Origin of the sequence: Enterobacter sp. WP_7_1, assembly GCF_003688535.1 — a bacterium.
Classification (GTDB): Bacteria; Pseudomonadota; Gammaproteobacteria; order Enterobacterales; family Enterobacteriaceae; genus Enterobacter; species Enterobacter asburiae.
In genome coordinates this window covers 1014548-1040034 of sequence record NZ_REFK01000001.1, presented here as the reverse complement: position 1 = coordinate 1040034, position 25487 = coordinate 1014548, and the positions used below count along the sequence as shown (strand labels likewise).

General features: G+C 56.1%; 28 protein-coding genes. 13 read left to right on the top strand and 15 right to left on the bottom strand.

Annotated features, from left to right (window positions below; genetic code table 11):
• Positions 1 to 16: 16 nt before the first annotated feature.
• Entirely contained in the window at positions 17 to 799 is a 783-nt protein-coding gene (locus BJ885_RS05170; protein WP_121931328.1) for an MBL fold metallo-hydrolase, read from the bottom strand.
• A gap of 125 nt (positions 800 to 924) precedes the next feature.
• Here BJ885_RS05170 and BJ885_RS05165 point away from each other — a divergent pair, with 125 nt between their 5' ends.
• Positions 925 to 1065 (top strand): hypothetical protein, encoded by a 141-nt coding sequence (locus BJ885_RS05165; RefSeq protein ID WP_003857665.1) that lies wholly within the window; start codon positions 925 to 927, stop codon positions 1063 to 1065.
• Between the two features lie 92 nt (positions 1066 to 1157).
• On the opposite strand, the gene BJ885_RS23245 is transcribed toward BJ885_RS05165, so the two are convergent.
• Entirely contained in the window at positions 1158 to 1325 is a 168-nt protein-coding gene (locus BJ885_RS23245) for a hypothetical protein (RefSeq protein WP_014831607.1), read from the bottom strand.
• A gap of 245 nt (positions 1326 to 1570) precedes the next feature.
• Between BJ885_RS23245 and BJ885_RS05160 the strand changes: the two genes are divergently transcribed.
• Genes BJ885_RS05160 through BJ885_RS05145 form a run of 4 tightly spaced genes read left to right on the top strand, consistent with a single transcriptional unit; the run spans position 1571 to position 4665 of the window.
• The gene (locus tag BJ885_RS05160; protein ID WP_183128618.1) at positions 1571 to 2401 is read left to right on the top strand and encodes an ABC transporter substrate-binding protein; all 831 of its coding nucleotides are present in this window, start codon (positions 1571 to 1573) and stop codon (positions 2399 to 2401) included.
• Between the two features lie 2 nt (positions 2402 to 2403).
• Positions 2404 to 3219, top strand: coding sequence for an amino acid ABC transporter ATP-binding protein (locus tag BJ885_RS05155; protein ID WP_121931327.1), 816 nt, complete (start codon positions 2404 to 2406; stop codon positions 3217 to 3219).
• Positions 3219 to 3995, top strand: a complete 777-nt coding sequence (locus BJ885_RS05150) for an amino acid ABC transporter permease (protein WP_121931326.1) — start codon at positions 3219 to 3221, stop codon at positions 3993 to 3995. Before BJ885_RS05155 ends, BJ885_RS05150 begins: the two co-directional genes overlap by 1 nt.
• Positions 3979 to 4665: an amino acid ABC transporter permease gene (locus BJ885_RS05145; protein WP_121931325.1), complete on the top strand. Its 687-nt coding sequence runs from the start codon at positions 3979 to 3981 to the stop codon at positions 4663 to 4665. The genes BJ885_RS05150 and BJ885_RS05145 overlap by 17 nt, the downstream gene beginning before the upstream one ends.
• Here the strand turns inward: BJ885_RS05145 and fumD are convergent.
• The 4 genes from fumD to BJ885_RS05125 all read right to left on the bottom strand — a co-directional run bounded on the left by fumD (position 4646) and on the right by BJ885_RS05125 (position 7485).
• Positions 4646 to 4855 (bottom strand): fumarate hydratase FumD, encoded by a 210-nt coding sequence (gene fumD, locus BJ885_RS05140; RefSeq protein WP_008500615.1) that lies wholly within the window; start codon positions 4853 to 4855, stop codon positions 4646 to 4648. The genes BJ885_RS05145 and fumD overlap by 20 nt on opposite strands.
• Before the next feature lie 110 nt (positions 4856 to 4965).
• On the bottom strand, positions 4966 to 5778 hold the full coding sequence (locus BJ885_RS05135; RefSeq protein ID WP_008500616.1) for a MetQ/NlpA family ABC transporter substrate-binding protein: 813 nt from the start codon (positions 5776 to 5778) through the stop codon (positions 4966 to 4968).
• A gap of 23 nt (positions 5779 to 5801) precedes the next feature.
• Complete coding sequence (locus BJ885_RS05130; RefSeq protein WP_008500617.1) at positions 5802 to 6470, bottom strand: methionine ABC transporter permease; 669 nt, start codon at positions 6468 to 6470, stop codon at positions 5802 to 5804.
• Entirely contained in the window at positions 6463 to 7485 is a 1023-nt protein-coding gene (locus BJ885_RS05125; protein ID WP_058840761.1) for a methionine ABC transporter ATP-binding protein, read from the bottom strand. Before BJ885_RS05125 ends, BJ885_RS05130 begins: the two co-directional genes overlap by 8 nt.
• Positions 7486 to 7885: 400 nt before the next feature.
• Here BJ885_RS05125 and BJ885_RS05120 point away from each other — a divergent pair, with 400 nt between their 5' ends.
• The 4 genes from BJ885_RS05120 (at position 7886) to lpp (ending at position 12758) form a co-directional block, all read left to right on the top strand.
• The gene (locus BJ885_RS05120) at positions 7886 to 9256 is read left to right on the top strand and encodes a cystathionine beta-synthase (RefSeq protein ID WP_121931324.1); all 1371 of its coding nucleotides are present in this window, start codon (positions 7886 to 7888) and stop codon (positions 9254 to 9256) included.
• Positions 9257 to 9267: 11 nt separating this feature from the next.
• Positions 9268 to 10413, top strand: a complete 1146-nt coding sequence (locus tag BJ885_RS05115) for a PLP-dependent aspartate aminotransferase family protein (RefSeq protein WP_045401427.1) — start codon at positions 9268 to 9270, stop codon at positions 10411 to 10413.
• 377 nt (positions 10414 to 10790) lie between these two features.
• Positions 10791 to 12212, top strand: a complete 1422-nt coding sequence (gene pykF / locus BJ885_RS05110; protein ID WP_029739779.1) for a pyruvate kinase PykF — start codon at positions 10791 to 10793, stop codon at positions 12210 to 12212.
• A 309-nt stretch (positions 12213 to 12521) separates the two neighbouring features.
• Positions 12522 to 12758 carry a murein lipoprotein Lpp gene (lpp, locus tag BJ885_RS05105; RefSeq protein ID WP_001082307.1) on the top strand — a complete coding sequence of 79 codons (237 nt, stop codon included), beginning with the start codon at positions 12522 to 12524 and terminating at the stop codon, positions 12756 to 12758.
• Positions 12759 to 12818: 60 nt separating this feature from the next.
• Here the strand turns inward: lpp and BJ885_RS05100 are convergent, their stop codons facing one another.
• From BJ885_RS05100 to BJ885_RS05055, 9 genes are all read right to left on the bottom strand, one after another.
• Positions 12819 to 13832 carry a L,D-transpeptidase family protein gene (locus BJ885_RS05100; RefSeq protein ID WP_054829558.1) on the bottom strand — a complete coding sequence of 338 codons (1014 nt, stop codon included), beginning with the start codon at positions 13830 to 13832 and terminating at the stop codon, positions 12819 to 12821.
• A 97-nt stretch (positions 13833 to 13929) separates the two neighbouring features.
• On the bottom strand, positions 13930 to 14346 hold the full coding sequence (sufE, locus tag BJ885_RS05095; protein WP_047648025.1) for a cysteine desulfuration protein SufE: 417 nt from the start codon (positions 14344 to 14346) through the stop codon (positions 13930 to 13932).
• Between the two features lie 14 nt (positions 14347 to 14360).
• Complete coding sequence (gene sufS / locus BJ885_RS05090; protein WP_121931323.1) at positions 14361 to 15581, bottom strand: cysteine desulfurase SufS; 1221 nt, start codon at positions 15579 to 15581, stop codon at positions 14361 to 14363.
• Complete coding sequence (gene sufD / locus BJ885_RS05085; protein ID WP_121931322.1) at positions 15578 to 16849, bottom strand: Fe-S cluster assembly protein SufD; 1272 nt, start codon at positions 16847 to 16849, stop codon at positions 15578 to 15580. The genes sufS and sufD overlap by 4 nt, the downstream gene beginning before the upstream one ends.
• Entirely contained in the window at positions 16824 to 17570 is a 747-nt protein-coding gene (gene sufC / locus BJ885_RS05080) for a Fe-S cluster assembly ATPase SufC (RefSeq protein WP_014831592.1), read from the bottom strand. Before sufC ends, sufD begins: the two co-directional genes overlap by 26 nt.
• A gap of 9 nt (positions 17571 to 17579) precedes the next feature.
• A complete protein-coding gene (gene sufB / locus BJ885_RS05075) occupies positions 17580 to 19070 on the bottom strand; it encodes a Fe-S cluster assembly protein SufB (protein WP_010430231.1) in 1491 nt (496 codons plus the stop codon).
• Positions 19071 to 19078: 8 nt separating this feature from the next.
• Positions 19079 to 19447: a Fe-S cluster assembly scaffold SufA gene (gene sufA, locus BJ885_RS05070; protein WP_008500631.1), complete on the bottom strand. Its 369-nt coding sequence runs from the start codon at positions 19445 to 19447 to the stop codon at positions 19079 to 19081.
• Positions 19448 to 19760: 313 nt separating this feature from the next.
• Complete coding sequence (locus BJ885_RS05060; protein WP_029739773.1) at positions 19761 to 20489, bottom strand: MerR family transcriptional regulator; 729 nt, start codon at positions 20487 to 20489, stop codon at positions 19761 to 19763.
• A gap of 188 nt (positions 20490 to 20677) precedes the next feature.
• Complete coding sequence (locus BJ885_RS05055; protein ID WP_121931321.1) at positions 20678 to 21898, bottom strand: diguanylate phosphodiesterase; 1221 nt, start codon at positions 21896 to 21898, stop codon at positions 20678 to 20680.
• A gap of 337 nt (positions 21899 to 22235) precedes the next feature.
• Here BJ885_RS05055 and ycgZ point away from each other — a divergent pair, with 337 nt between their 5' ends.
• The 4 genes from ycgZ to fdhF all read left to right on the top strand — a co-directional run bounded on the left by ycgZ (position 22236) and on the right by fdhF (position 25450).
• Positions 22236 to 22475, top strand: coding sequence for a regulatory protein YcgZ (gene ycgZ, locus BJ885_RS05050; RefSeq protein WP_029739771.1), 240 nt, complete (start codon positions 22236 to 22238; stop codon positions 22473 to 22475).
• 4 nt (positions 22476 to 22479) lie between these two features.
• Complete coding sequence (locus BJ885_RS05045; protein WP_029739770.1) at positions 22480 to 22800, top strand: hypothetical protein; 321 nt, start codon at positions 22480 to 22482, stop codon at positions 22798 to 22800.
• A gap of 29 nt (positions 22801 to 22829) precedes the next feature.
• Complete coding sequence (locus tag BJ885_RS05040) at positions 22830 to 23108, top strand: biofilm/acid-resistance regulator YmgB/AriR (RefSeq protein WP_023311323.1); 279 nt, start codon at positions 22830 to 22832, stop codon at positions 23106 to 23108.
• A 191-nt stretch (positions 23109 to 23299) separates the two neighbouring features.
• Positions 23300 to 25450, top strand: a complete 2151-nt coding sequence (fdhF, locus tag BJ885_RS05035; RefSeq protein ID WP_121931320.1) for a formate dehydrogenase subunit alpha — start codon at positions 23300 to 23302, stop codon at positions 25448 to 25450.
• Positions 25451 to 25487: the final 37 nt, after the last annotated feature.

Genomic DNA, 25487 nt, shown 5'->3' with positions numbered 1-25487 from the left:
GTTTACCCATCGTGGTTTACTTCAGACAAGCAATATATTTCTGGCCCGACCGCTGCACAATCTCGTCCGCACTGGCCTGGATGTTCTGCCCTTCAAACGCGCCGTAAAGGCGTTCAAAGGTTTTGCCTTCGAGATGACTCACCACCGACGCCACGGTGCGGGCCGGCAGCGGAAGATAATTCGGATAGCTCCACATAAACGAGACGGCGTCTTTACCCGGTGTGACCTGCAGAATATCGCCCACCAGCAGTACCCCATCCCCCTCCTGCCAGTGCAGCACGGTTCCACCAGCAAAATGCCCGCCCAGACGCAGCAAGGTGACCGACGGGAAAACGTCCAGCGCGTCCCCCTCCCAGAAATGAATGGCCGGGCTGTCGCGCATGACCCACTCCCTGTCGCTGGCGTGCAGGTACACCGGCGCATCAAACGCCGCAGCCCACACCTGCATCGTGGTGTAATAGTGCGGATGTGAAATCGCAATTGCGCTGATGCCGCCGAGGGCGGTAACGAGCGCTTTGGTTGCGGGGTCGAGGTTGGCGATGCAGTCCCAGAGGATATTGCCGTGAGGCGTTTGCAGGAATAGCGCCCGCTGGTTTATCGCAAACGCGGGCACCGTTTTGATCCCGAACAGCCGGGGCTCCAGCTGCTGCCATTTGTTGGTATGCGTGGCGGTGACGGTGTCGAGATCGGTCCACGCCTGGCCCGTGGCGGGCACGTACTGGCGCTCATCCTCACAAATCGGACATCGGTCCGGCTGCGTATCGTAGGCTGTTCCACAGGTTTTACAGAGTGTAATCATGTGCTCTCCTCAGCGATAAAGCACTGAGTATGGCAGGGATTATCCTTATGTGCTGCGAGGTACATTGCTGGCTTTTTTTGCCCTATACTGTGCCAGTATCAAAAACTGAACAGAGCAGGTGCCACATGGAAATTGATCTCGATAACTTAGTCTTTAACGGTCTGGATGAAGCCGAAGAGCGTAATGCGGAACGTCTGGACGATGCGGACAAAAAAGCGCAGGCGATTGTCGCCGACGACGACTGCGGCGACGCCTGCAAGATCTAATAAAAAAGCACCGGGAAACCGGTGCTTTTTTATTTCACTCGTTAAACGTCACGCACACCTCGTTCCAGTACGTTTCGCGCGTGCGGCGCAGTTCAGCGTGACGTTTTATCATGGAACCACTCCGGGTCAATGTTGGCAACGTCGACGCCATACAGGCTGGCGACAGGCAGGATTGACTCAAGAACACGTTGCGCGCTGTTCTCCGCATTCACTGGTCGGGTCGCAAAAAACCGCCGTAACGTGCTGATCCATTTTTTCATCGTCTTACCCTCTTTCGCCGTATCTGATCTCAGTTAAGCACTCAAATGACGCGCGGGGGAAATACCAAAATCCACTGTCGATGTGCAGGATCTGCAAATAGCATCCCGTTCTTTTCACTCTTCATTAACACCTTGTTCACTAATGCTTTTTTGCTCATAGCAAAGAACGATTTCTTATTTGGCGATAGCTTTCGCTTATGGGAGCGTAGCGGGGTAAAACAAAAACAACGGGATGGCGAATGACTATGGCAGCAAACATGAAAGGGTTTACCAAACGGACACTGGTTCTGGGATTACTGGCGGCGGGCAGCCTGCTTTCAGCGCAGGCACAGGCCGATCAGCTGGCGGATATTAAGGCCGCAGGGGTGGTGAAAGTGGCCACGTTTGACGCCAACCCGCCGTTTGGCTCTATTGATGCCAAAACGCACGAGATCGTGGGTTATGACGTGGACTTCGCCAAAGCGCTGGCAAAATCGCTCGGCGTGAAGCTTCAACTGGTCGCCACCAATCCGGCTAACCGTATTCCGCTGCTGCAGTCCGGAAAAGCCGATCTGATCGTGGCGGATATAACCATCACCCCGGAACGCGCGCAGGTGATTGATTTCTCGACCCCTTACTTTGTCACCGGCCAGCAGTTCCTGGTTCCGGCTAAATCACCGGACAAGCTTGATGACTACAGCCGGGCGCGCATTGGCGCGGTCAAAGGAACGACGGGCGAGCAGGCGCTGCACCAGCGTTTCCCGCAGTCACGCGTGCTCTCGTATGACGATATTCCGCTGGCGCTGACGGCACTGCGCAACGGTAACGTGCAGGCCATCACCCAGGACAGCACCATTCTGGCCGGTCTGCTGGCGCAGGCGCCGGATAAAGCGAACTTTAAAATCCTGCCCGACCTGCTCAGTAAAGAAGAGATTGGCGTTGGGGTGAAGAAAGGTGAAACGGCGCTGCTGAAGGCCGTTAACGACGAGCTGGTTAATCTCGAGAAGAACGGTCAGGCCGCAAAAATCTACGATGTCTGGTTTGGCCCAAACACGCCTGCCCCACAGCCTCGCGCCTTTAAAATAGAAGCCAGATAATTATGCTCTCAGGTTTATTTTCACACTCCGCGGCCGGTGCCGCGGATTTTTCACATCTGGAACAGGCCAGCGTCGAGTTTCGTCATGTGGACAAACGCTACGGTGACCATCAGGTTTTAAACGACATTAACCTCACCATCACGCCCGGTGAAGTGGTCGCCATCCTCGGCCCATCGGGTTCCGGTAAATCCACCCTGATCCGTCTTATCAACCAGCTTGAAACCCTGAGCGGCGGGGAGATTCTGGTCGATAACAAGCCTACCGGAAAGCTCTCCGGTAGCGGGCTGCGCCAGCTGCGCAGCCGCGTGGGGTTTGTGTTCCAGCAGTTCAATCTTTACGCCCACCTCACCGCCAGCCAGAACATCACCCTGGCGCTGGAGCACGTTCACGGCTGGAAGCCGCAGCCTGCCCGGGAGCGCGCGCTGACCCTGCTGGAGAAGGTCGGGATGCTGGAAAAAGCCCACCATTTCCCGGCGGAGCTTTCCGGTGGACAGCAGCAGCGCGTCGCTATTGCCCGCGCCCTGGCCTCTTCACCGCAAATTATCCTGTTCGATGAACCCACCTCCGCGCTGGATCCGGAGATGATTGGTGAAGTGCTGTTCGTGATGAAAGCCCTCGCCCACAGCGGGATCACGATGGTCGTGGTGACCCACGAGATGCAGTTTGCCCGGGAAATTGCCGACCGGATTGTCTTTATCGACGGCGGGCAAATTCTGGAAACCGCGCCGCCGGCGCAGTTTTTCAGCCAGCCGTCGCATCCGCGCGCGCAGCGGTTCCTGCAAAAGGTGCTCAACCCGCTGCATCAGGAGCATCTGTAATGCCCGCGCTCGACTGGCAGGGAGTACTGACCGGACAGCCTCTGCAGTGGATACTCTCCGGATTCCTCACCACCCTGTGGGTAACGCTTGCCGGGATGCTGCTGGCCAGCCTGCTCGCACTGCTTTTTATGCTTCTGCGCCTTTCCGGCGGACGCCCCGGGAACGCGGTCGTCAGCAGCTGGGTGTCGCTGTTTCGCAATACGCCGCTGCTGGTGCAGCTGCTGTTCTGGTATTTTGCCGCCTGGAACGGACTACCGCAGGCGTTCCGCGACGCGGTGAACGCGGACCACAGCTGGTCAATTCTGCCCGGCGACGTCTGGTGGTTTACGCCCGAGTTTTTATGTTCTGCCTGGGGGTTGGGCGTCTTTACCTCGGCGTTTCTAATCGAAGAGGTGGAGTCGGGCTTACGCTCCGTGCCTGCCGGACAGCGGGAGGCGGCGCTCGCTCAGGGATTTTCCGCGTGGCGTTTGTTTCGTTACATCCTTCTGCCGCAGGGCCTGGCCAACGCCTGGCAGCCGGTCGTGGGCCAGTACCTTAATCTGATGAAGCTCTCCTCGCTCGCAAGCGGAATTGGCTTTGCCGAGCTGACCTATCAGGTCAGACAGATCGAGAGCTATAACGCGCATGCGCTGGAGGCGTTTACCCTCGGTACCGCGCTCTATCTGCTGACCGGCCTGGTCATGGGGATGGCGCTGGTTCGCATCGGACCTGAAGTGAAACGTAAACGCCCAAACGTCGCCACCTCAGGGAGTGAAAAACATGATTGCCGGACTTAACGTCATCACCGATAACCTCGATTATCTGCTGTGGGGACGCGCGGCAACGGGTGAACCGGGGGGCGTATTGCTCTCGTTAATGATGGCTGCCGGGGCCGCCATCATCGCTCTGCCCGGAGGGATAGCGCTCGCGTGTCTGGCCTGGCGCTTTACCGGGCTTGTGCGAAAGGCCCTCTTTTTGTGGGCAGAGCTGATTCGCGGTATCCCGCTCATCTTCGTGATTTTCTGGATGTGGTATCTCCTGCCGCTTATGACCGGAGGCGATCTGCCGGGGGCGCTGACCGTCACGCTGGCCCTGGCCTGGTTTACCGCGGCAACGGTGATGCACTCGGTACTGGCAGGGCTTAACGCGCTACCGTCCGGACAATATGAGGCCGCACTGTCTCAGGGATTCAGCACGCAGCAAACCCTCCTGCGCGTGCTGCTGCCGCAGGCGCTGAGGAATATTCTGCCGTCGCTGGTGGGGATTTTTATCAGCCTGCTGAAGGATACGTCGCTGGCGTTTATCGTGAACGTACCGGAGCTGACCACGGTGGCGGGACAGGTCAACAACCGGGTGCAAATCTACCCGGCGGCCATTTTTATCTTTACGGGCGTGGTCTACTACCTGCTCTGCTGCTCGCTCGAACAGCTTGCGAAACGCTGGCGCATTACCCGGCCAGCGCTTTAACCACCGTTTCCATCGCTTCGGTTGTCAGTTCACTGCGTTTAACGCGCTGGTTCGCCAGCGCGGTACGCAGGACTCCGGCAATGACAATATGCTTTGGCTCCTGCCCTAAATCACGCATCTCAAGCACCACCTTCCCGACCACCCGGCACATCTCCTGGTACAGCGCTTCATCTTTGGTCACGTTACCCATCGTCATCACTCCATTGCCTTTTAAACGTTGAGCTTAAATGATTCTCCTGCCGGATACAAAAAAGAAGCCCGGCGAGAGACTCGCCGGGCTTCATCTGAAAAATCAGTAAATTAGTTGTTTACTGGGATGACCGCGCCTTTGTACTTAGTGCGGATCCAGTCCTGAATCTCTTTCGAGTGCAGCACGTTCACCAGCGCAACGATATCTTTCTTCTTCTCGTCACCGCGATGCACGGTAATGATGTTGGCGTACGGGTTATTTTCACCGCTCTCTACCGCAATCGGGTCGTGAACCGGATCCAGACCGGCGTCAATCGCGTAGTTGGCGTTAATCACCACCGCGTCGCCTTCGTTGTTGTTGTACATCTGCGGCAGCAGAGAGGCTTCCACGTTCGGCGTGAACTTCAGCTTTTTCGGGTTCTCAACGATGTCGCTGATGCGCGCGGTCACTTTATCGATGCCCGGCTTCAGCTTGATCACGCCCTCTTTCTCAAAGATGGAGAGAATACGCCCCTCTTCAGAAACCGCGTCACGCATGATGATCTTGCCACCTTCCGGCAGGTCTTTCAGCGACTTGTATTTTTTGGAGTAGATGCCGATTGGCTCAATGTGGATCGCGCCCGCGCTGACAAAATCGTAGTCTTTATCGCCCGCATGATCCTTCAGCACGCTGTTCAGGTAAGGAATGTGCTGGAAATAGTTCGCGTCGATGTCATGACCCGCCAGCGCGGTGTTCGGCAGAATGTAGTCCTGGAACGGTTTAATCTCCAGGTCGATACCCTGCTTCGCCAGAATCGGCTTAGCCTGCTCCAGAATTTCAGCGTGCGGCGTATTGGATGCGCCCACGGTCAGGGTGTCGGCCCAGGAGGCGAAGCTCAGTGCGCTCAGGGTTGCGGCGGCGATCAGTGTCAGTGTTTTTTTCATGAGGTGGTTCCTGTGTGTATTTATTAGCGTTTATCTAACAGTGAAGTAATGACATCGCCGCAGAACTGGATAATGAAAACGATGATCAGAATGGTCACCGTTGCCACCAGCGTGACGTCACCATGGTTGCGCTGGAATCCTTCCAGATAAGCCAGATTTCCCAAACCACCGGCGCCAATCACCCCCGCCATTGCGCTGTAGCTCACCAGCGCAATGAGCGTCACCGTAATACCCGATACCAGTGCGGGTGATGATTCCGGCAGTAAAACCCGAAACACTAACGTGCTCAGTCGTGCGCCCATCGAGCGCGTTGCTTCGATGACGCCTTTATCCACTTCACGCAGGGCGATCTCCACCAGGCGTGCGTAGAACGGTGCCGCGCCCACAATCAGCGCCGGCAGCGCCGCGTTGGCGCCAAGAATGGTGCCGACGACGGTCTTGGTGAACGGGATCAGCAGGACAATCAGAATGATGAACGGAATAGAGCGGAACACGTTCACCACAATCGAAATCACGCTGTAAACCGTGCGGTTGTGGAACAGCCCGCCGCGTGCGGTTAAAAACAGCGCCAGCCCCAGCACGATGCCCAGCACAAAGGTCGCCACGCCGGACAGCGCGGTCATGTACAGCGTCTCCAGCGTCGCCGCCCAGAGCTGATCCCACTTGAGATGCGGAAAGAGATTCTCAGCCATGTTTAATCACCTCGCCTTCAATATCGCTGTGCTGCAGGTCGGCGAGGATATTGTTCAGTTGTTCATCGGATGCCACGACATGTACCCAGAGCTGACCAAACACCCCGTGGGCGGTTTGCGTCATTTTCCCGTGCAGGATGTTAAACGGCAGGCCGTAGCGCAGGGTCAGTTCACCCACAATCGGCTTATGGGTGCTGTGCCCGGTAAAGGTCAGCCTGATGACCGTGCCTTCCAGATCCTTTGCCAGTTCGGTATTGAAGGTTTCCTCCTCGGCGTACTGGCTCACCTGGCGGACAAACTGCTGCGTAATCGGCTGCTGCGGATGGGTAAAGACGCTCAGCACGTCGCCTTCTTCAACCACTTTACCGTTCTCCATCACCGCCACGCGGTCGCAGATTTTACGCACCACGTGCATCTCGTGGGTGATCAGCACGATGGTCAGCCTGAAGCGGCGGTTAATATCCAGCAGCAGATCGAGGATCTGATCGGTGGTCTGCGGGTCGAGCGCGGACGTGGCTTCATCGCAGAGCAGCACGTCAGGGCTGTTAGCCAAAGCGCGCGCAATACCCACGCGCTGCTTTTGCCCGCCGCTCAGCTGGGACGGGTACGCATTCTCGCGCCCCTTCAGGCCGACCAGATCCACCAGCTCGGCGACGCGCGCCTTGATGCTGGCTTTTGGCACACCGGCGATTTGCATCGAGAAAGCGATATTCTCGCTCACCGTGCGCGACCACAGCAGGTTGAAGTGCTGGAACACCATGCTGATTTTCAGGCGCGCCTGGCGCAGCGCTTCACCCTTTGCCGCAGAGATATCCTGCCCGTTAATGGTCACGCTTCCGGCGCTGGGTTTTTCCAGACCGTTCAGCAGACGAATCAGCGTGCTTTTCCCGGCTCCGCTGTAGCCAATAATTCCGTAAATCTGTCCCTGCTCTATCGTCAAATTGACGTTATCAACGGCAGTCAGCGCGACCTTTCCGTTGTCAAAAACCTTCGAAATATTCCTGAGTACGATCATTCTTATTCTTTATCCGTTTCGCGCATGGCTGTTTAGCAGTATGGATGTCCAAACGATAGTAAACAGGCGTTATCAGCTTTCAAATGAACAAAAAAGAATTTGTTATAACTTTGGGAAATAAACAGCGGATTTACAGGGTGGGAAGCATTTAGATCAATTTCAGCAATGATTATCTGCCGGATGCATATCTGCTGATAAATGCCCGCTAAAAACGGTCATTTTTTCAGCATTTCATGCCGATATAGCCATCCTCACATCCAGACAACTTTACGTCTTGCTGTCCTGACATCCAAATATGGCATTTATATTCTTTTCTGTTCTAAAGAGCAGTGAATGGTTCTTTATTGCGAAAATTTCGCCGCTCTATCATCCCGTCATGACATCCAGAAAGGAAAACATCATGACGATTTACCACTCCGTCACCGAACTGATTGGCCGTACTCCGCTTATCCAACTGCACAAGCTTGATACCGGCCCCTGCTCGCTGTTCCTGAAGCTGGAAAACCAGAATCCGGGCGGCTCTATTAAGGATCGCGTTGCGCTGTCGATGATTAACGAAGCGGAGCGTACCGGCCAGCTGAAGCCGGGCGGCACGATTATTGAGGCAACGGCGGGAAATACCGGTCTCGGCCTGGCCCTGATTGCCGCCCAGAAAGGCTACTCGCTGATCCTGGTGGTGCCGGACAAAATGAGCCGCGAGAAGATTTTCCACCTGCGCGCGCTGGGTGCCCAGGTGGTGCTGACCCGCTCCGACGTTAACAAGGGCCACCCTGCCTACTACCAGGATTACGCCCAGCGCCTGGCCAACGAGCTGCCCGGCGCGTTTTACATCGACCAGTTCAATAACGAAGCCAACCCGCTGGCGCACCGCACCACCACGGCACCGGAACTGTACGAGCAGCTTGACGGCCAGATCGACGCCATCGTGGTGGGCGTCGGCTCAGGCGGTACCCTGGGCGGCCTGCAGGCGTGGTTCGCCGAGCACTCTCCGCACACGGAGTTTGTCCTGGCAGACCCGGCCGGATCGGTTCTCGCCGACCAGGTGGAAACCGGACGCTACCACGACGCGGGCTCCTGGCTGGTTGAGGGTATTGGCGAAGACTTTATTCCGCCGCTGGCCCACATCGAAGGGGTGAATCGCGCCTGGCGCATTACCGACCGCGAGGCCTTCACCACCGCGCGCGATCTGCTGAAAACGGAAGGCATTCTGGCGGGCTCCTCCAGCGGCACGCTGCTGGCGGCCGCGCTGAAATATTGCCAGGCGCAGACCGCGCCGAAGCGCGTGGTGACCTTCGCCTGCGACAGCGGCAATAAGTATCTCTCGAAGATGTTCAACGACGACTGGATGCGTCAGCAAGGGCTCATTACGCGCCCTCAGGCCGGCGATCTCTCCGACTACATCGCCCTGCGCCACGATGAAGGCGCCACCGTTACCGCCGCCCCGGACGACACGCTCTCCACCGTACTGGCACGCATGCGCCTGTATGACATCTCCCAGCTGCCGGTGCTGGAGAACGGCAAGGTGGTGGGCATTATCGACGAGTGGGATCTCCTGCGGCATATCGGCGGCGACGGCGATCGCTTCTCGCTTCCGGTGACGGCAGCCATGACGCGCCAGGTGGAGTTTCTTGATAAACACGCCCCGGAAAGCGCCCTGAACGCCATCTTCGACCGCGGTCTGGTGGCCGTGATTAATGACAACGACCGTTTTCTCGGTCTGATTACGCGCAGCGACGTTCTGACCGCCTGGCGCAACCGTCTTCAGCAATAAAGGAATAGATGATGAAAAACCTGGCTACCCTGAGCGTACACAGCGGCGAGTTCAACGACCAGCACGGCGCCGTCATGCCGCCGATTTACGCTACCTCAACGTTTGCGCAACCGTCACCCGGCGAGCATACCGGCTATGAGTATTCCCGCAGCGGCAACCCTACCCGCCACGCGCTGGAAACCGCCATCGCCGAACTGGAAGGCGGCACGCGCGGCTACGCCTTCGCCTCCGGTCTGGCGGCCATCTCCACGGTGCTCGAACTGCTGGATAAAGACAGCCATATTGTCGCCATCGATGACGTTTACGGCGGGACGTACCGCCTGATTGAAAACGTGCGCAAGCGCAGCACCGGCCTGCAGGTCAGCTGGGTTAAACCTGACGACCTGGCCGGGCTTGAGGCCGCCATTCGCCCGGATACCCGAATGGTATGGGTCGAAACGCCAACCAACCCGCTGCTGAAGCTGGCAGATCTGGCGGCCATTGCGGCGATCGCCCGCCGTCATAACGTCATCAGCGTGGCGGATAACACCTTCGCGTCACCGGTGATCCACCGTCCGCTGGAGTCGGGTTTCGATATCGTGGTGCACTCCGCCACCAAATACCTGAACGGCCACTCTGACGTGGTGGCCGGGCTGGCGATTGTCGGGGACAACAGGGAACTGGCGGATAAGCTGGGCTATCTGCAAAACGCGGTGGGCGGCGTCCTGGATCCGTTCAGCAGCTTCCTGACCCTGCGCGGTATTCGCACGCTTGCGTTGAGGGTAGAAAAGCACAGCACCAACGCGCTGGCGATTGCGCAATGGCTGGATCAGCATCCTCTGGTCGAAAAGGTGTTCTATCCCGGCCTGGAATCGCATCCACAGTATCAGCTTGCCCGCACGCAGATGGCCCTGCCCGGTGGGATGATTTCCGTCGTGGTAAAAGGCGATGCGCAACGCGCCACCGAGGTGATTCGCAACCTGAAGCTGTTCACCCTCGCGGAAAGCCTCGGCGGCGTGGAAAGTCTGGTGAGCCAGCCTTACAGCATGACGCACGCCTCGATTCCGCTGGAGCAACGCCTGGCAAACGGCATTGTGCCGCAGCTGATCCGTCTGTCAGTCGGGATTGAAGATCCCAAAGACCTGATTGCCGACCTCAGCCAGGCGCTGCAAAAATAAGCAAAGTGCGGCAGGTCAATCACCTGCCGCCATAAGTTGTCATCATGGCTTAACGCCTTGATAACAATATTATGTGAAACTGCACAGAATATTTCTGAAACACCGTTTCCATTTTCCTTTTATCTTAAAATCAGCGTATAATGCGCGCCTAATCCCTGGTGAATGGTTTCAGCGCTTGGAATACAAAAAACAACGTACAACTTCTCCTCTCCTTCGTTGGGCTGTCACTCAGGCACACTTTCTTCTGCACGCTCATTTGATGTCTCCTATCCTTAGTGCGTGTCATATACTCTTTTGCAACACAGGTTTGACTCCGCGGCGGTGCGCCCCCGGAGCGAGATTTCCATATCCTTCCCAACTTAAAGACTAAGACTGTCATGAAAAAGACGAAAATTGTTTGTACTATCGGCCCGAAAACCGAATCTGAAGAGATGCTGACCAAGATGCTGGACGCCGGCATGAACGTAATGCGTCTGAACTTCTCCCACGGTGATTACGCAGAACACGGTCAGCGTATCCAGAACTTGCGCAACGTAATGAGCAAGACCGGTAAAAAAGCGGCCATCCTGCTGGACACCAAAGGTCCAGAAATCCGTACCATCAAACTGGAAGGCGGTAACGACGTCTCTCTGAAAGCGGGCCAGACCTTCACCTTCACCACCGACAAATCCGTTGTCGGCAACAGCGAAATCGTTGCAGTGACCTATGAAGGCTTCACCAACGACCTGTCAGTCGGTAACACCGTGCTGGTAGACGATGGTCTGATCGGTATGGAAGTCACCGCGATCGAAGGTAACAAGGTTATTTGTAAAGTGCTGAACAACGGCGACCTTGGCGAAAACAAAGGCGTTAACCTGCCGGGCGTCTCTATCGCACTGCCAGCACTGGCTGAAAAAGACAAACAGGACCTGATCTTCGGCTGTGAACAAGGCGTTGACTTTGTTGCGGCATCCTTCATCCGTAAGCGTTCTGACGTGGTTGAAATTCGTGAGCACCTGAAAGCGCACGGCGGCGAGAAGATCCAGATCATCTCCAAAATTGAAAACCAGGAAGGCCTGAACAACTTCGACGAAATCCTCGAAGCGTCTGACGGCATCATGGTTGCACGTGGCGACCTGGGCGTAGAAATCCCGGTTGAAGAAGTGATCTTCGCGCAGAAGATGATGATCGAGAAATGTGTTCGCGCGCGCAAAGTGGTTATCACCGCAACGCAGATGCTGGACTCCATGATCAAAAACCCACGCCCAACCCGCGCAGAAGCAGGCGACGTGGCTAACGCCATCCTCGACGGTACTGATGCCGTTATGCTGTCCGGCGAATCCGCAAAAGGTAAATATCCGCTGGAAGCGGTGTCCATCATGGCCACCATCTGCGAACGTACCGACCGCGTAATGAAAAGCCGTCTGGACTACAACAACGACAGCCGCAAGCTGCGCATCACCGAAGCGGTTTGCCGCGGTGCAGTAGAAACGGCTGAGAAGCTGGAAGCACCGCTGATCGTGGTTGCCACCCAGGGCGGTAAATCTGCTCGCGCGGTGCGTAAATACTTCCCGGATGCGACTATCCTGGCGCTGACCACCAACGAAACCACGGCTCGTCAGCTGGTGCTGAGCAAAGGCGTGATCCCTCACCTGGTGAAAGAGATCGCCTCTACGGATGATTTCTACCGTCTGGGTAAAGAAGTGGCGCTGGAGCTGGTTGATCGTGGTCTGGCACAGAAAGGTGACGTTGTGGTCATGGTTTCTGGCGCGCTGGTACCAAGCGGAACCACCAATACCGCATCTGTTCACGTGCTGTAATAATTCCCGAACGAATTAATTTTGATAAAAAGCGCCCTCAGGGCGCTTTTTTTATTCCTGGCATTAGCCAAAGTCATTCAAATTGCAAATCGGGTTTCTCTATTTAATTGCGAATTATCTAAGATGAATCCGATGATAAATGCCTTTTTTTACATAGATTTTTGCACAAAAAGGGCCGATTCGATGCTTCTTTGAGCGAACGATCAAAAATAGGTGTATTCCCATCAAAAAAATATTCTCAACCCAAAAAACTTTGTGTAATACTTGTAACGCTACATGGAGATTAACTCAATCTAGAGGGTATTAATAATGAATCGTACTAAACTGGTACTGGGCGCGGTAATCCTGGGTTCTACTCTGCTGGCTGGTTGCTCCAGCAACGCTAAAATCGATCAGCTGTCTTCTGACGTTCAGACTCTGAACGCTAAAGTTGACCAGCTGAGCAACGACGTGAACGCAATGCGTTCCGACGTTCAGGCTGCTAAAGACGACGCAGCTCGCGCTAACCAGCGTCTGGACAACCAGGCTACTAAATACCGTAAGTAATAGTACCTGTTAATAAAATGGCGCACATTGTGCGCCATTTTTTTTGCCTGCGTTAAACGGCTACTGCGTCACCTTCTCCCCTTCATCTTCCGCTACCGCAGCGGACACCCGGCTGTTCTGCACCGACAATACGCTATTGCTGGCCGACGGGCCGCTCCCTGACGACACGATAACCGGGATCCCGGCGCGGCGTGACAGGGCTTTCTCAATCAGCGCCTTATCGCTTCCCGACTGAGAAACAAAGGTCGCAAAGTCTGCGGAATGGGTAATGGGCGAGACCTGCGGGTTTTCTCCCTCAGCCTGCGCCAGCGGGCGATGGACTTCAATATAGCGTTTACCATCCGGCTCCACGGAGAACTTCACGGGTTCATTGATAATCTGTACCCGCGTGCCAACCCGCACCTGTTCGAACAGGGCTTTAATGTCCGGGGCATTCATCCGCATACAGCCGGAGCTGACCCGCAGGCCTACGCTGTCCGGCGCGCTGGTGCCGTGGATGAGGTATTCCCCGTTGCCTATCCCTAAACGCAGTGCGAAGCGTCCCAGTGGGTTATTTGGCCCGGCAGGTACCACCGGAGGTAATTTAATTCCCTGCTCCAGAGAGCGTGCTCTGATGCCCGGCGTGGGTGTCCAGGTGGGATTCGGGATTTTCTGGCTTACGCGCGTGGTCGTGACCGGCGTTTCCAGCCCCAGCTGTCCGATGCCGAGCGGGAAGACCTGAACAATGTTTTCTCCCGGCGGGAAGTAATAGAGCCGAAGCTCTGCGAGGTTTACCACAATGCCCTCGCGCGGCGTGTCCGGCAGCAGCATCTGCGACGGAATGGTAATGACGGTTCCCGGGGCAGGGTTTACCGGCGCAATGGTATTGTTTGTTTCCAGGATTACCTGTGCCGCCGTGTTAAACCGACGGGCGATGGTCTGCAGCTTATTATCCCCTTCCTGTATCGTGTAGGTTTGATTTTGCCCAATCAGGCGACTGCCTGCGGGCGGCAACGGATAGTCCATCGCGCGGGCCGAATTAAGTGCGCCGAGCGAACTGAGGAGTAATAGAGTTATTAGAGACGCGCGCTTCATGCTGAGATTCCTTATTCACTGACAGGACGCCAGAAAGCTGAAAAACCAGCGAGGCGGGAACCACCTCGCGAAACAGAATGAATGCTGTTCTGTAAGTCTAGCTAAGGATTGCAGCTTTGGCGCGAATAGCGCGAATCATCGCTTCCAGACCCTGGGAACGAGACGGAGTGAGGTGTTGGGTCAGGGCCATTTTTTCAAACCACGGGCGGACATCAAACGCGACAATATCCTGCGCCGACATCCGGTGGTAAAGAATAAAGACGACCGCAATGAGACCTTTTACAATGGCCGCATCGCTGTCGCCGTGCAGTGCTATCGTGCCGTCGTCAGACTGTTCCATCACAATCCACACCTGGCTCTGACAGCCCTGAATAATATTTTCCGGGTTGTGCGCCTCTTCAGCGAGCGGCGGCAGACGCTGCCCCAGCTCGATGATATACAGGTACTTCTCTTCCCAGTTTGCGCAACGCGAGAAGTTGCGCAGCAATTTGTCTCTGTCCGGCAGTTCTGCCATCTTTTGCCTCTCCGTTAGCCCAGCAGCTGGTGAATACGCTTAAGCCCCGCCACCAGCCTGTCGACCTCTTCCGTTGTGTTGTACATCACCAGCGACGCGCGGCACATTGCCGGCACCTGGTAAAACGCCATCAGGGGCATGGCGCAGTGGTGCCCGGTACGGACCGCTACGCCGTAGTTATCGAGGAAACTGCCCACGTCATAGGCGTGATGTTTCCCGAGATTGAACGCAATCACCCCTTGCCGGTCGGCGGGCCCGTAGAGGGTCAGATCCGGCACGCTGGCAAGCTCGGCAAGCGCATAGTGCATCAGCAGCTGTTCGTACTCCTGAATGCTATCAAGGCCGATTGCCGAGACATAAGAAACCGCCGCACCCAAACCGATAATCCCGCCGGTGTTGGGCGTACCCGCCTCAAAACGCCACGGCGCGCGCGCGTAGGTGGTGCCTTCCGTCAGGCTTACGGTGGCGATCATCGATCCGCCCCCTTCCCACGGCGGCATCGCCTGCAGGATGTCTTCCTTCACGTAGAGCACGCCAATCCCGGTCGGCCCATAGAGCTTGTGGCCTGAAAAGACGTAGAAATCGCAGTCCAGCGCCTGAACGTCAACCGCGTGGTGCATTACCGCCTGGGCGCCGTCAATCAGCACCTTCGCGCCGGCCTGATGGGCTTTTTCGACAATCTCTGCCACCGGGTTTTCAGTCCCGAGCACGTTAGAGACCTGGGTGACCGCCACCAGCCGCGTGCGGTCATCAAGCAATGCGTCGAGCTGCTCGAGCTGCAGCGTCCCGTCAACGTTGAGCGGAATGACCCGCAATTGCGCACCAACGCGCTCGCAGAGCATCTGCCACGGCACGATATTGGCGTGGTGCTCCATCTGGGTGATGATGATGTTATCCCCCGCGTGGACCTGCGCGTTGCCCCAGCTGTTAGCGACAAGGTTGATCCCTTCGGTGGTTCCGCGCACGAAGACCAGCTCTTCAGGCGAACGTGCATTGAGGAAGGCGGCCAGCTGCGTGCGCACGTTTTCCATACGCTGGGTCGCCTCGGCGCTCAGGGTATGGATACCGCGATGCACGGCGGCGTAGCCGTGGCGATAAAACTCGGCTTCCGCATCCACCACCTGATTCGGCTTCTGCGCGCTGGCTGCGCTGTCCAGATAGGCCAGAGGGAGACCGTTTACTTCACGGGTCAGAACCGGGAAATCTGCCCGTACTTTCTCGACGGGAAAACTCATGCTTCGCCTCCAGGCAGACGCTGGCCGATACGCGCCAGCACCTGCTGTTTTAACTGACCATCGTGCAGCGCTTCCGTCAGCTCGGCGGCAAACGCATAGATAATCATTTTCTGCGCCGCCTGCTCGTCGATGCCGCGGGAACGCAGGTAGAACATCTGCTCGTCGTCGATCCGCCCGACCGTCGCACCGTGGCTGCACTTCACGTCGTCGGCGTAGATCTCCAGCTGCGGTTTGGTGTCCACCTCCGCCAGGCGCCCTAACAACAGATTGTTGTTGGTCATCTGCCCATCGGTTTTGATGGCGTGCTGCGCCACGTTAATCAGTCCGTTAAACACCGCGCGACCTCTGTCGCTGACGATGGTTTTATGCAGCTGGCGGCTGTTGCAGTAGCCCTTGTTATGCTCCAGCCAGGTGCGCGTGTCGCATACTTCAGATTTGACCGGCATCGCCAGGCTGTTGATGCGCAGCGTGGTGTTTTCACCGTTAAGCTGCGTGCTGGTGTTGTGGCGCAGCACCGACCCGCCGAGCAGGAAGCTGTGGCTGTAGGCTGCGGCATCTTGCCCAAGTAAAATGTCGTTATGGGCAAAGTGGTGGCTCTGCGGGTTCTCAAACGCCAGCTTAACGTGGTGAAGCTGGGCATTGGCGGCAACGTTCATCGTCAGACGGGATCCGGTAAAGTGTCGGATATCGTTGAGGCTGACGTAATGTTCAATCACCGTGGCCTCCGCCCCCTCCGCCAGCTCAAGATGATGGCGATAGTGCGCGGTGTTGATTTCGTCGCCGTCCAGCCCCTGGGTGATGTGCATCAGCAGCAGCGGTTTTGCCGGACGCTGGTTACGCTTCACGCGGATGTGCGTTACGCTGCGGGCCAGGCTCTCGGTCAGGTGCAGGAACACCTCAGGCTGAACCGGGGCGCTAAGGGGCTGGCGATCGTCGTTTATCTCAATCTCAAATCCGCTCCCCTGAAGGGCGTCGCTCAGTTCCGGACGGAACTCACCGTCGACAAACACCAGGCGCACGGCATCCACGTTTACGGCCAGCGCGTCACGCTGCGCCGGGGTGAGATCCGCCAGGCGGGTCACAAACTCGGCGTTCAGCAGGCTATCAAGCGGGGTGTATTTCCAGTTCTCATGCTTACGCGTCGGCAGGCCGAGACGCAGCATCTGCTGCAGATGCTGCTGCGCCTGCTCAGAGCGCGTGCCGCCCTGGGCTTCAAACAGCCTGTGCCACTGCTGGAGCGCATTACTGCTGTTCGGTAAGCCAGCCATAGCCCTGCTCCTCCAGTTGTTTAACCAGCGTGAAATCACCGGATTTCACAATACGCCCCTGGTAAAGCACGTGGACGTAATCCGGCTTGATGTAGTCCAGAATGCGCTGGTAATGAGTGACGATAATGAACGAACGCTTGCCGTCACGCAGGGAGTTCACCCCGTCAGCAACGATCTTCAGGGCGTCGATGTCCAGACCAGAGTCGGTCTCATCCAGTATGCACAGCTCGGGCTCCAGCACCGCCATCTGCAGAATATCGTTACGCTTTTTCTCGCCGCCGGAAAAGCCAACGTTCACCGAACGGGTCAGCAGATCTTCCGGCATTTTTAGCAGCTTGATCTTCTCTTCCATCAGGTCCTGGAAGTCAAAGCGGTCCAGCGCCTCCAGGCCGCGATACTTGCGCACCGCATTCAGCGCCGTCTGCAGGAAAAACTGGTTGCTGACGCCCGGAATTTCGACCGGATACTGGAAGGCCATGAAGATGCCCTCTCCCGCGCGGTCTTCCGGCGACATCTCCAGCAGATCCTTGCCGTTAAACTCGACCGAGCCGTGGGTCACCTCATAATCTTCGCGCCCCGCCAGCGTCGCAGAAAGCGTACTTTTCCCGGAGCCATTTGGCCCCATGATGGCGTGAACTTCACCCGGCTTGACGTCAAAATTGAGGCCACGCAGGATGGCTTTGTCTTCTACGCTAACCTGTAAATCTTTAATGCTTAACATGTGCTTTCCTTAACCGACGCTGTGTTCAAGACTAATGGCGAGGAGTTTCTGGGCTTCAACGGCAAATTCCAGCGGCAGTTCAGAGAAGACGTCCTTACAGAAGCCATTGACGATCATTGAGATGGCGTCTTCTTCGCTGATCCCGCGCTGCAGGCAGTAGAAGAGCTGATCTTCCCCAATCCGCGACGTCGTCGCCTCGTGCTCAAGCTGGGCCGTGTTGTTACGGCACTCGACGTACGGGAAGGTATGCGCCCCGCAGTCTGCGCCAATCAGCATCGAGTCACACTGGGTAAAGTTACGCGCGTTGGTGGCCGTCGGCATGATTTTCACCAGCCCGCGATAGCTGTTCTGGCTATGCCCGGCAGAGATCCCTTTCGAGATGATGGTCGATTTGGTGTTTTTACCGATGTGGATCATCTTGGTGCCGGTATCGGCCTGCTGATGACCGCTGGTCAGCGCCACGGAGTAAAACTCGCCGATAGAGTTATCCCCGCGCAGGATGCAGCTCGGGTATTTCCAGGTGATGGCCGAGCCGGTTTCGGACTGTGTCCACGACATCTTGCTGTTTTCGCCTTCGCACAGCGCGCGCTTGGTGACGAAGTTCAGGATACCGCCGGTATTGCCGTCGCCCGGGAACCAGTTTTGCACCGTGGAGTATTTCACCTCGGCATCCTTGTGGATGATGACCTCCACTACCGCCGCGTGCAGCTGGTAGCTGTCGCGAACCGGGGCGGAGCACCCTTCGATGTAGCTGACGTAGCTGCCTTCATCCGCGACCAGAATCGTGCGTTCGAACTGGCCTGTTTTTTCGGCATTGATGCGGAAATAGGTGGAAAGCTCCATCGGACAGCGCACGCCTTTCGGCACATAGATAAAGGTGCCGTCAGAGGCTACCGCCGCGTTGAGCGCCGCAAAGAAGTTGTCGTTAGAGGGCACCACGGTCCCAATGTACTTTTTCACCAGTTCCGGATGATCGTGAATCGCTTCGCCGAAGGAGCAGAAAATGATCCCCTGCTCTGCCAGCTTCTCGCGGTAGGTGGTCGCCACCGAGACGGAGTCGAAAATGGCGTCCACCGCCACCTCTCTCCCTTCACGCACGGGCACGCCAAGCTGGTTAAAGGCTTCTTCCACTTCTTTGCTGAGGAAGCTGTTCTCCGCACCGGTTTGCTGCACTGCGCCGGGCTGCGAGGCGCAGGTGTCGTCACAGCTGCCGCAGGACGGCGCAGAGTAGTAGCTGTAATCCTGATAGTTCAGCTTGTCATAATGCGCTTTCAGCCAGTGCGGCTCTTCCATCTCCAGCCAGGCGCGGAAGGCGCTCAGGCGGAACTCCAGCATCCACTCCGGCTCGTTACGTTTCGCCGAGATCGCCCGCACGACATCTTCGTTAATGCCTTTCGCCAGCTCATCGGTCTGCAGCTGGGTGAAGAACCCCTCTTTATAGTTGAGGTGCCCACCGCTCCAGGTATTTACATCACTCGTTGCTTCAGTATTACGAGACATAGTTCCGCCTATACCCCAAAGCTTTCGCCGCAGCCGCATTCGTTCTGGGCTTTCGGGTTATGAAATTTGAATAACTGGTTTAAGCCTTCGCGGACGTAGTCCACTTCGGTACCGTCAATAAACGGCATGGCCTGCAGCGCGACGTAAAGTTTCGCGCCGTCCGTCTCGAACACCAGGTCATCTTTCTCGGGTTCGGTGACGGTATCGAGCACGTAGCCGAAACCTGCGCAGCCGGTCTGTTTGACGCCCAACCGCACGCCGAGGATCTCGGGCTTTTTCGCCACCAGCTCGTGAATATGTGCCGCCGCCGCTGGCGTGAGCGTTAAGCCGCGCCAGGCAAAATCGGCAGGATTAAAGGTTTCTGAATGCAGTTCCATAGGTCCACCTCATCTGATAAGCCATCAGGGCATAACACCATGTTAGTGATAACGATTATCACTTCAACCCTCTGTCAGCAGGGGCATTCGGCTAAACCGCCCTTTTTGCCTACTTTTATTAAGCATAGACCCTGTGAGAGGATGCAGTCAGGATGGATGTATTTGTTCAATGCATTGATTAATAATGCATTTCATCGCGGCATTTATGACGGGGAAGAGAAAAGTAAAATATGCATCGGAAATGCCTATTTTTGAGATAGCTTTTGCTCAGAAAATGACTAAAACAAAAAAAGGCCCTCTGGGCCTCTGACGATCAGTGATGAAATGAGACAGCAAACCCCTGTTCACGCCAGTGATCGAGCTGTTCCTGTTGGCGAGGCGTTGGGGATTTCCCCGTCCATACGAAGATTTTTTGCCCAGGAAACAGTTCAGGGCGCGGCGAATCAATGGGTTCCGCAAGGACGTCAATGTGCCAGCCCTTCTGCGATAAGCGCGCGGCTTCCAGCCACAGGTGGGTGCGGTCATCGCATTCCCAGCCTATCAGCAGCGCGTCTTTACCGATTTTTTTGCGGGATTCCGCCAGGCTTGCAATGGCGAATTCGATCAGTACGCCGTCAAACAGGCTCGCCATGTGGCGCACGGTGTTTTGGTCCTGGTTCATGCGCTGACGAACGGGAGAGATAATATTGTCAATCAGCGCGTCTATCGCGTGATCGCGGCGGAATTCGCCCATTTTGGCGCGCAGCTTTGCCGGGCTGGCGTAACGCAGAACGGTCATCATCTCTTCCTGGAACGAAACCCAGTTGCCCTGAGTCAACACTTCTTTGTTTTCCAGCAAAGCTTTGACTTTTCCGACCGAGACGCCGCTTTTCATCAGGCGCTTGATCTCTTCAATGCGCAGGATATCTTCATCGTCAAACTGACGATGACCCCCTTCGCTTCGCTGCGGCTTCAACAATCCATAACGGCGCTGCCAGGCACGCAGCGTAACGGGGTTGATACCGCATCGTTCGGCCACTTCGCCGATACTGTAATAGGCCATTAACTCCCTCACGCTCAGAACTTCCATACCTAACTGCACCAACCTTATCAGATTGTACACACCATTTGTATAACTAAGACCGCATTTTGAATGGGTGAACGGGGTTCTTTCCCATCCACCTGTTAATACATTGTTGTATAAAATTTACCATTCGTACAGTTAACTCTGCCGGAATGTGTACAGCTTTATCAGAAGTCGAACTTTTTCTCCGGCCACGCAATCGCGGGAATACCGCCGTGTCGCGGGCTGGCAAAAAGATGTCCCTGGAACTGGGAAATCCCCGCGGACTCCAGCCACATCCACTCTTCAGCCTTCTCTACCCCTACCGCGCAGAACTGGATCTCAAGCGAGGAACAGCATTTGATAATCGCCTGAATAATGGCCTGCCGGGGGCCACTTTTATGCACGTTCGCCACCAGATCGCGATTAATCTTAATTCTGTCCGGCTGGAACTGCGCCAGCAGCTGCAGACCGGCAAAACCGGCGCCAAAGTGATCGATCGTCACGCTGATGCCCGCGCTTTTTAACTGCCTGACCGAATCCGTGAATTCATCAAAACGGGAAATGGCTTCGCTCTCGGTGAACTCCACCACAATTTGCTCGGGTACAAACCCATTGGCTTCAATCGCGGTGAGCAGGAAATCCACGGCGTTGGGAATGTTGACCAGCGTCATGGGCCGCAGGTTGAGGGATAACGTCTGGTCCTGGAGCCCCAGCGCGCTGGCCATGGACAGCGCCACCTGCTTGCTGTGTAGATCAGAGGCGTACACCTCGTCACGCGGCAAATTGGCAAAGTAATCTCCCGGAGCGCCGCCGTCAGGCGTGCGGAGAAGCGCCTCCCAGGAGACGACCTGCTGCATAAACGGATCGACTATAGGCTGGAACGCAAAGCTGCAATCCGCCCCTTTCGCGACTACCTCGGGCTGAGCGGACAGGCGCGTTTCCTCGCGAACAAACTCCCAGGAATCCGCAGGCGGCAGTTCAAAATAGTTCGCTTTTTCCGTGGCCTCGACAAAGGTGCGGAAAAACTGCAGCGGGCGGTCGTTATACGTCAGCTGATAGCGTGTCGTCCCCCTGTTGAGCACCTGCTGCAGCACTTCGTCCCTGTCGAAGTGGCGCAAATCAAAAAGCTCCATGCCCACGTTGCCAAAACGCCGGACAGGTCCGTGATCGCGCATCAGCTCCACCACGTTATGGTGGCGCGGGTCGTTGCAGATCTGCTCATAGATAGCAGTGACGTGTTCCACTGGCCCTTCAAGCAGCTGAAAAAAATGTGTGCCGTTAAACAGCAGGATCCCCGTGACGTTGGATTGCCGGTTTTTACTATTTGCTGCAGCGACCATGGCTTCCAGCGCTTTCACTGGAACGTCCTCGCAGATATGACTGCGGTAAATGATGGTTGTGAGCATGCGATTCCTGGGGTTAGGGTTTTGGCCACAAAAAAGGTGGATAAGTATCATTTATAGCACATTCATTGCCTGACAAATAATTTACATCTCAATCATTTACGGCAGTTAATGAAACATTTTTCTGCGCTGTACAACTTACCAGTGTCAGACCTTTTTGTACAATATATCCTGTAACATTACCGATTCATGACAACCAAACAACATATTGAAAATAAAGCATTTTATAAAATATATCATAAAAATATTAAAAATCTGTACATTTTGTATGTACAGATTTAGGAATTGTGTATACCTTAATTGTAACGTTAGTGATTACAAAATTTTACAGGAGCGAAACATGCAGCAGAAAGGTTACGCCACAGATTCCGCAGCAGCGATCGCACAGTACTTCGAAAAGGCGGCACTTCCCACCCAGCAGGAGACGCTGGGCCAGGTGGTTGTCGAAATCCTCAGCGACGGGCGAAACCTGAATCGCAAATCGCTCTGTACCAAACTGCTCAGCCGCCTCGAAAGGGCCGATGGTCCGGAAGAGGAAGAGCACTACCACATGCTGCTTGGTCTGCTCTTCGAACGGTAACGTGATGAATAGCAGTGACGCAGACCGACTGATCGACACGCTTATCGGTGAAGCCGTTCTCTCTCTTCTGAAAGAGCGGGGGCCAGTGACAACCGAAGGATTGCTGCAGCGTCTGCGGGTAATGAAAGAACATGAAAAGGATCCCCGGCGGCGGGAGACACTTGCGGTGGTGATTGCCGAGATCGGCTCAAACAGCATCGCCTTTAAACGTCGCAGAACCGCGCAAGGACGAACGAACAGAGAGGGACCTCTCAACGATAACAGAGACAATGTAGTGCCTTTATTTGGAAGTGGAAAACCGTCCGACCCCAAAAAAATACATTGACTGCAATTTAACAGCTACGGTGAGAACAAATGAGACAAAATATTCAGCTTCAACCCGAATACCACTCTGCTTTTTTAGACAGTGCGCTGTCGGAATATTTCCGTCACGCAGGCGATCGTTTTGCTGAAGAGTCCGCTGTTTTTTCTACTGCAGTACGCTGTGTTCTGGCCTCCGAAGGCCATCTGTCCAACAAAGCGATAATCCTCTGGCTCATTCAGACGCTGGAAGCGACCCACGATGTTGTCCAGGCGGATGTGATTCGCAAGACGCTGGAAATTGTCGTGGGCTACACCATGGACGACCTGTAATTTCACGGCCACTCATCCTGCTTTCGTGTCATCGTCAAAACTGACGAACAGCCTGACGATGACACGCGCCTTCCCCGCTTGACACCCTGTTAAACCAGCAAAGCCAACCTGGCACGGTTCCTGCTTAGCTCTGCTTACGGGACTGGGTTTTCCAGTCAACTTTGCTTCATTTCTTAACAGGTCTGTTATTGATGAAAAAGATCGCCAGCGTCTGCCCCTACTGCGGTGCAGGCTGTAAATTAAACCTTGTCGTTGAAAATAACCGTATCATCCGTGCCGAAGCCGCAGAAGGCGTCACAAACCAGGGCACCCTGTGTCTGAAAGGCTTTTACGGCTGGGACTTCCTCAACGATACCCGTCTGCTCACCCCGCGCCTGACCCAGCCGATGATCCGCTACCGCAAAGGCGAGGCATTCACTCCCGTTACCTGGGAAGAGGCTATCCGCTACACCGCCCACAGGCTCAGCAGTATTAAAGCGCAGCAAGGGCCGCGGTCGATCATGACCACCGGTTCCTCTCGCGGAACCGGCAATGAAACAAACTATGTGATGCAAAAATTTGCCCGCGCGGTGCTGAACACCAACAACGTGGACTGCTGCGCGCGCGTCTGTCACGGCCCTTCCGTAGCCGGTTTACAGGAAACGCTCGGCAACGGCGCGATGAGCAACTCAATCAACGATATTGAAAACTCAAAATGCCTGCTGGTGTTTGGCTATAACTGCGCGGACTCCCACCCTATCGTCGCCCGGCGCGTGCTGAAAGCGCGGGAAAACGGCGCAAAAATCATCGTCTGCGATCCTCGGCGCATTGAAACGGCGCGCATCGCCGACCAGCATCTGCAGCTGAAAAACGGCAGCAACATGGCGCTGGTGAACGCCTTTGGCTACGTGCTGCTGGAAGAGGAGCTCTACGACAAAAGCTACGTGGCGCGCTTTACGGAGGGGCTTGAGGCCTATCGCCAGACGGTGAAAGACTATGCGCCGGAGAAGGTTGAGCATCTTACCGGCATTCCCGCCCGCGACGTTCGCCAGGCAATGCGTACCTTCGCGGCGGCCCCTTCCGCCACCGTGATGTGGGGGATGGGCGTGACCCAGTTTGGTCAGGCCGTGGATGTGGTCAAAGGGCTTTCCAGCCTGGCGCTGCTGACCGGCAACCTCGGCCGCCCTGCCGTCGGCGTCGGTCCCGTGCGCGGGCAAAACAACGTTCAGGGCGCCTGCGATATGGGCGTTCTGCCGAATATGTTCCCGGGCTATCAGGATGTGACCGATCCGGCGGTCAGGCAGAAGTTTGCCGATGCATGGGGAATTGACGTCAATAAAATGGACGATCGGGTCGGGACGCGCATTACCGAGGTGCCCCATCTGGCGCTGAAAGGCAAGGTCAAGGCCTACTACATCATGGGGGAAGATCCGCTTCAGACCGAAGCCGATCTCGGTCTCGTTCGCAGCGGTTTTGAGGCGCTCGACTTTGTCGTGGTTCAGGACATCTTTATGACCAAAACGGCAGAAGTGGCGGACGTCCTGCTTCCTGCCACCTCCTGGGGTGAACACGGCGGCGTCTTTACCTGTGCCGATCGCGGGTTCCAGCGTTTCGGCAAAGCCATTGAGGCCAGCGGCAACGTGAAGCGCGACTGGGAGATTATCAGCCTGCTCGCCACCGAGATGGGCTACCCGATGCATTATGACTCCAACCAGCAGATCTGGGATGAGATGCGCGAGCTGTGCCCTCTCTTCTACGGCGTGACGTATGAAAAAATGGGCGAGATGGGCCACGTGCAGTGGCCGTGCCCGACGCTGGATCATCCGGGAACGCCGTACCTGTACAAAGACAATCAGTTCGACACCCCAACCGGTAAAGGCCAGCTCTTTGCCGCACCGTGGCGCGCACCGGCGGAAACTCCGGACGCAGATTTCCCGCTGGTGCTGTGTACGGTACGTGAAGTGGGGCACTACTCCTGCCGCTCGATGACCGGGAACTGCGCCGCGCTGCAGAGCCTGGCCGATGAGCCGGGCCGGGTGCAAATGAACCCAGCCGATGCGGAAAATCTGGGCATCAGGGAAGGCCAGCTGGTCTGGGTGCGCTCGCGTCGCGGCAAAGTTATTACCCGCGCCAGCATCAGCGAGCGTATCAACGCCGGGGCCGTCTATATGACCTATCAATGGTGGATTGGCGCCTGCAACGAGCTGACCCAGGATAATCTCGATCCCATCTCCAAAACGCCGGAAACGAAGTACTGCGCGGTGCAGCTGGAGGCGATTGAGGACCAGCGCTGGGCGGAGGATTTTGCGGCGTCGGCGTATCAGTCCATGAAGTCGCGGCTGATTAACGCCGTCAATGTCTGAGGAAAATATCGGGTGGCTTCACCGCCGCCCGATACTG

What these genes read in the sequence shown, in the direction of transcription:
- BJ885_RS05045 (WP_029739770.1), top strand. Translation starts at nt 22,480, where the DNA reads ATGAATAGCAGTGACGCAGACCGACTGATCGACACGCTTATCGGTGAA.
- sufC (WP_014831592.1), bottom strand. Translation starts at nt 17,570, where the DNA reads ATGTTAAGCATTAAAGATTTACAGGTTAGCGTAGAAGACAAAGCCATC.
- BJ885_RS05135 (WP_008500616.1), bottom strand. Translation starts at nt 5,778, where the DNA reads ATGAAAAAAACACTGACACTGATCGCCGCCGCAACCCTGAGCGCACTG.
- fdhF (WP_121931320.1), top strand. Translation starts at nt 23,300, where the DNA reads ATGAAAAAGATCGCCAGCGTCTGCCCCTACTGCGGTGCAGGCTGTAAA.
- BJ885_RS05150 (WP_121931326.1), top strand. Translation starts at nt 3,219, where the DNA reads ATGCCCGCGCTCGACTGGCAGGGAGTACTGACCGGACAGCCTCTGCAG.
- lpp (WP_001082307.1), top strand. Translation starts at nt 12,522, where the DNA reads ATGAATCGTACTAAACTGGTACTGGGCGCGGTAATCCTGGGTTCTACT.
- BJ885_RS05155 (WP_121931327.1), top strand. Translation starts at nt 2,404, where the DNA reads ATGCTCTCAGGTTTATTTTCACACTCCGCGGCCGGTGCCGCGGATTTT.
- sufA (WP_008500631.1), bottom strand. Translation starts at nt 19,447, where the DNA reads ATGGAACTGCATTCAGAAACCTTTAATCCTGCCGATTTTGCCTGGCGC.
- BJ885_RS05100 (WP_054829558.1), bottom strand. Translation starts at nt 13,832, where the DNA reads ATGAAGCGCGCGTCTCTAATAACTCTATTACTCCTCAGTTCGCTCGGC.
- sufS (WP_121931323.1), bottom strand. Translation starts at nt 15,581, where the DNA reads ATGAGTTTTCCCGTCGAGAAAGTACGGGCAGATTTCCCGGTTCTGACC.
- BJ885_RS05130 (WP_008500617.1), bottom strand. Translation starts at nt 6,470, where the DNA reads ATGGCTGAGAATCTCTTTCCGCATCTCAAGTGGGATCAGCTCTGGGCG.
- pykF (WP_029739779.1), top strand. Translation starts at nt 10,791, where the DNA reads ATGAAAAAGACGAAAATTGTTTGTACTATCGGCCCGAAAACCGAATCT.
- sufB (WP_010430231.1), bottom strand. Translation starts at nt 19,070, where the DNA reads ATGTCTCGTAATACTGAAGCAACGAGTGATGTAAATACCTGGAGCGGT.
- BJ885_RS05165 (WP_003857665.1), top strand. Translation starts at nt 925, where the DNA reads ATGGAAATTGATCTCGATAACTTAGTCTTTAACGGTCTGGATGAAGCC.
- BJ885_RS05115 (WP_045401427.1), top strand. Translation starts at nt 9,268, where the DNA reads ATGAAAAACCTGGCTACCCTGAGCGTACACAGCGGCGAGTTCAACGAC.
- BJ885_RS05055 (WP_121931321.1), bottom strand. Translation starts at nt 21,898, where the DNA reads ATGCTCACAACCATCATTTACCGCAGTCATATCTGCGAGGACGTTCCA.
- ycgZ (WP_029739771.1), top strand. Translation starts at nt 22,236, where the DNA reads ATGCAGCAGAAAGGTTACGCCACAGATTCCGCAGCAGCGATCGCACAG.
- BJ885_RS05060 (WP_029739773.1), bottom strand. Translation starts at nt 20,489, where the DNA reads ATGGCCTATTACAGTATCGGCGAAGTGGCCGAACGATGCGGTATCAAC.
- BJ885_RS23245 (WP_014831607.1), bottom strand. Translation starts at nt 1,325, where the DNA reads ATGAAAAAATGGATCAGCACGTTACGGCGGTTTTTTGCGACCCGACCA.
- BJ885_RS05160 (WP_183128618.1), top strand. Translation starts at nt 1,571, where the DNA reads ATGGCAGCAAACATGAAAGGGTTTACCAAACGGACACTGGTTCTGGGA.
- BJ885_RS05170 (WP_121931328.1), bottom strand. Translation starts at nt 799, where the DNA reads ATGATTACACTCTGTAAAACCTGTGGAACAGCCTACGATACGCAGCCG.
- BJ885_RS05120 (WP_121931324.1), top strand. Translation starts at nt 7,886, where the DNA reads ATGACGATTTACCACTCCGTCACCGAACTGATTGGCCGTACTCCGCTT.
- BJ885_RS05125 (WP_058840761.1), bottom strand. Translation starts at nt 7,485, where the DNA reads ATGATCGTACTCAGGAATATTTCGAAGGTTTTTGACAACGGAAAGGTC.
- BJ885_RS05040 (WP_023311323.1), top strand. Translation starts at nt 22,830, where the DNA reads ATGAGACAAAATATTCAGCTTCAACCCGAATACCACTCTGCTTTTTTA.
- sufE (WP_047648025.1), bottom strand. Translation starts at nt 14,346, where the DNA reads ATGGCAGAACTGCCGGACAGAGACAAATTGCTGCGCAACTTCTCGCGT.
- fumD (WP_008500615.1), bottom strand. Translation starts at nt 4,855, where the DNA reads ATGGGTAACGTGACCAAAGATGAAGCGCTGTACCAGGAGATGTGCCGG.
- sufD (WP_121931322.1), bottom strand. Translation starts at nt 16,849, where the DNA reads ATGGCTGGCTTACCGAACAGCAGTAATGCGCTCCAGCAGTGGCACAGG.
- BJ885_RS05145 (WP_121931325.1), top strand. Translation starts at nt 3,979, where the DNA reads ATGATTGCCGGACTTAACGTCATCACCGATAACCTCGATTATCTGCTG.